Annotated in this window: 4 protein-coding genes and 1 pseudogene; all 5 read left to right on the top strand. The window is 35.3% G+C overall.

What is annotated here, in order from left to right; genetic code table 11:
* Positions 1-746: alpha-amylase/4-alpha-glucanotransferase domain-containing protein (locus tag ACXJH6_RS03960; protein ID WP_456470467.1), on the top strand; the 746-nt coding region annotated here is incomplete at its 5' end.
* Positions 734-1,717: a galactose-1-phosphate uridylyltransferase gene (locus ACXJH6_RS03955; RefSeq protein WP_456470466.1), complete on the top strand. Its 984-nt coding sequence runs from the start codon at positions 734-736 to the stop codon at positions 1,715-1,717. The genes ACXJH6_RS03960 and ACXJH6_RS03955, both read left to right, overlap by 13 nt.
* Positions 1,704-2,477, top strand: a complete 774-nt coding sequence (locus ACXJH6_RS03950) for an ROK family protein (RefSeq protein WP_456470465.1) — start codon at positions 1,704-1,706, stop codon at positions 2,475-2,477. The genes ACXJH6_RS03955 and ACXJH6_RS03950 overlap by 14 nt, the downstream gene beginning before the upstream one ends.
* Positions 2,474-3,910 carry a glycogen synthase GlgA gene (gene glgA / locus ACXJH6_RS03945; RefSeq protein ID WP_456470464.1) on the top strand — a complete coding sequence of 479 codons (1,437 nt, stop codon included), beginning with the start codon at positions 2,474-2,476 and terminating at the stop codon, positions 3,908-3,910. Before ACXJH6_RS03950 ends, glgA begins: the two co-directional genes overlap by 4 nt.
* Positions 3,903-4,128, top strand: a pseudogene (locus tag ACXJH6_RS03940) (1,4-alpha-glucan branching enzyme); the annotation flags it as partial. The gene glgA and the pseudogene ACXJH6_RS03940, both read left to right, overlap by 8 nt.

The raw sequence follows: 4,128 nt of genomic DNA, 5'->3' as shown, positions 1-4,128 counted from the left end.
ACGCTTACAGGTTTTTGATTGAGTGCGATAACGAAAAAGGTGTTTTTGTGAGCGATTTTGATATGGACGGATATGAAGAAGTGAGCGTAAAAATCGAAAAAATAATAGCCGTTTTTAATAAAAACGGTGAGCTTATCGAATTTGACGACAGAGAAAAAAGATTTAACTTTTCAAATACCATAAGAAGGTATAAAGAGAGGTATCATTTTGAAAATAAAAAAGAAAAAAATAATAAAAAAGTCGCCACCATTCATGAAATAAGCACAGATTTAGGAAAATATAAAGAAGAACTTTTTTTTGACAGGTATTACAGATATTCTTTTATAGACCATCTGATAGAAAAAGTTGATAATGAATCTTTTAAAAAAGATAATTTTGAGGATTTTATAAAAAGGAGTTTTAAAAGGGAGGGGTTAAGTTTTAGAAATTCTCAAATAAAAAAAAGTTTTGAAATAGAAAAAAGCGGAATAAATTTTGAAATAGAAAACAAAACCGATTTTGTTTATGCGATGGAGATGAATTTTCATTTTGCCTGGATGGATAAAATAAAAATAAATGAAAATTATATCCTAGACCCTTTTACTGAGAGAAAAATTATATTTGATTTTGAATATGATAAAATGTTTTATTTTATTTTAAATACCATAAACCGCGATGAAAAGGGGTTTTGTAAAATCGCTCAGGGTGTGTCAATACTTTTTACTTTTAAAAATAAAAACATAAAAGGAAAACTTTGTCTGAAATAAGAAAAGATTATTTAAGAAACGATTATGTAATAGTTGCCCCCGAGAGGCTTCACAGACCAATAGAGATGGAATGCAAAAGCAGAAAAAACATTAAAAACTGTCCTTTTTGCCCCGGAAAAGAGCATTTAGCACAGCCTGAAATTTATTCTCTTAAAATTAACGGCAAATGGCAGACAAGAGTTGTGCCGAATTTATACAAAGCGGTAATGGTTGAAGCGCCTTTAAAATCAAGGGAAGTCGGGGTAAATGAAAAATTCGAAGGTTTCGGGGCTCATGAAGTGATAATAGATACCCCAAGACATATCAGAAGTTTTGATATGGATGAAAAAGAGATTTTTTACTGGCTAAAAACAATAAAGGCAAGGGTTGAGGATTTAAAAAAAGATAAGAGACTGAGTTTCATAAATGTTTTTAAAAATGACGGCGAAAACGCGGGGGCAAGCCAAACTCATCCCCACACCCAGATTATCGCCCTTCCTTTAATGAGTAATAATCAAAAAAGATATTTTGAGTTTTTGCATAATTTTTATTTAACTCACGGCAGAAGCGCACTTGATGATTTATTTGAGAATGAAAAAGAGAGTGAGCGGGAAATTATAAAGAGTGATAATTTTCTTGTTTTTGCCCCTTATGCGTCGGAATTTGCCTTTGAGGTAGCCATTCTTTCAAAAAATTCTACATTAGAGAATCTAAACGAACTAAGCGTTTTAATTAAAAAAGTTTTTAAAGCACTTAAAGACGAATTAAACGAATTTGATTTTAACGTGCTTTTTTATTTTGCACCTCTTAACAAAAACTTTGAAAATGAAACGTTTTTTGACGATATTGATAGATTTTTCCGATTCTTTATAAGAATTACTCCTAGAATTTATAAGCTTGCTGGGTTTGAGATTTCAACAAACATCAAAATAAATCCCGTTTTGCCTGAAATTGCGGCCGGGCTTTTAAGGAAAAAAATTGATAGCAATTGATATAGGCGGGACTTATACGAGATATAAGATTAAGGAAGAAATTTTTGTATTAAAAACTGAAGAGATAAAACTTTTGGAGTTTTTGGAAAGTTTAATTAAAAAGTATTCTCCTAAAAAAATTGCGATATCTTTTGCGGGGCAGGTGAAAAATAACATTATTTATTCTTCTCCTAATACAAAATTTGAAAAAATCGATTTGAGTGAAATAGAAAAAAAATATAACATTAAAATAATTTTGGAAAACGATTTAAACTGTGCGGCTTTGGCTGAGAGCAGGTATTTTAAAGCAAAAAATCTTGTAGCTTTATATTCGGGAACCGGGCTTGGGGCAGGAATAATTGATAAAGGCAAAATAGTAAAAGGAAGGGGGTTTGGAGGTGAAATAGGGCATATTCCTTACAAACCTACGCCGTTTAAATGCAGCTGCGGCAAAAACAACTGTCTTGAATTTTTTGCAAGCGGAAGCGGGATTGAAAAAATGAGTAAAATTTATAATTGCAACGGATTTGACTGTAATAAGGTAAAAGAGGAATATATAAAAGCTTTGATGTATGCAGTAGGGGTTTGTTTTTCCCTTTTTGACCCTGAAATACTGGTTTTAGGAGGCGGCGTTATTGTAAATAACCCCTGGATTGTAAAAGAGGTTGAAAAGAGAAAAGACAAATATATTCCAAAATTTAATACCCAAAAAATTGAACTTACAAAACTAAAAGACGCTTCGCTAACAGGCGCCGAGATACTTTTAAAGGAGAGAAAATGAATATAATTTTTACCGCGGCTGAATGCGCCCCTTTTGCAAAAACGGGAGGGCTCGGGGATGTTGCGGCGGCGCTGCCAAAAGCGCTTAAAAAACTTGGGCATAATGTAAAAGTGGTGATTCCCAGATATTATAAAATCGACAAAAACTCTTTAGAACATATCCCGGGTGAGCTTATCGTTCCTATGGGAAGTCTTGGAACGCTTAAGGCGGGAGTTTTTAAATCAAAAATTCCAAACAGCGATGTTGAAATTTATTTTATAGATTATGAGGATTTTTTCGGAAGAAACGGGCTATATACCGATGAGAGCGGATATTCATATCAGGATAACGATATAAGATTTGCTTTTTTATCCGTTGCAACGTTTGAGCTTTGTAAAATGCTGGGATTTAATCCCGATATTTTTCACGCAAACGACTGGCATACGGCTGCGGTGCCCGTTTTATTAAAAACCAGATATAAAGAGTTCAACGCTAAATCGGTTCTTACCATTCATAACCTTCAGCATCAGGGGCTTTTTGATAAAAGAGTGATGGATATTTTGCAAATTCCATGGAATCATTTCAATCCGTATGAACTCGAAGCCTTAGGAGGCGTTAATCTTTTAAAAGGCGGTATAACGTTTGCCGATGCCATAACGACTGTTAGTAAAAAATACGCCTTGGAAATCCAGACCCCTGAGTTTGGGTTCGGGCTTGAGGGTCATATAAGGGCGCATTCGTATAAACTTTACGGAATATTAAACGGTGTTGATTATGACGAATGGAACCCGGCTTGTGATAAATATATAGCTAAAAATTATGACATTGGCTGGATGGAAGGCAAAAAGGAATGTAAAAAAGAGCTTTTGGAAAAATTCGGACTCTGCGGGGAGGAAAAAGCGCTGATAGGATTTGTAGGAAGGTTTGCATGGCAAAAAGGAATAGAGCTTATTGCTCAGGCAATGGAGGGGCTTTTGCATTTGGATGCAAATTATGTTTTTCTCGGCACCGGTGAAAAATGGGCCGAGGGATTTTTCAGCGATATTGCAGGCAGATATCCCAATTTCAGGGTTTATGTGGGATTTTCAAATGAACTTGCCCACAAAATTGAAGCCGGGGCGGATATGTTTTTGATGCCAAGCATCTTCGAGCCTTGCGGTCTTAATCAGATTTATTCCCTGAGATACGGAACTCCCCCGATTGTAAGGGCAACGGGGGGACTTGACGATACGGTTGAAAATTACGACCCTTTTTTAAAAAAAGGCACCGGTTTTAAATTCTGGGAAGCCAGCAGGGATGCGCTTTATAACACCGTCAAATGGGCGGTTGATGTCTTTTATAACGACAAAGAGGGATTTAAAAATATAGTAAATGAAGGGATGAGAAAAAGGTTTTCATGGGAAAGGGCGGCAAAAGAGTATTTGAAAGTTTATGAAAGGGTTTTGAATGACTGATTTTGATATCTATCTTTTTAAGGAAGGCACCCATACGAAACTGTGGCAGAAAATGGGGGCTCATATTGAAAACGGGGGAGTCAGGTTCAGGGTATGGGCTCCGAATGCAAAATATGTAAGCGTTGTAGGGGATTTCAACGGATATGATAGAAATAAAAATCCTTTAATGAAAAAAGAGGGCGGAATATGGGAAGGGGTTGTAAAAAACGCAAAAAAAG

It is taken from the genome of Caminibacter sp., from assembly GCF_053999135.1.
Note: the sequence above shows the minus strand (reverse complement) of the source record. Positions and strands in the feature narration are given on the sequence as shown.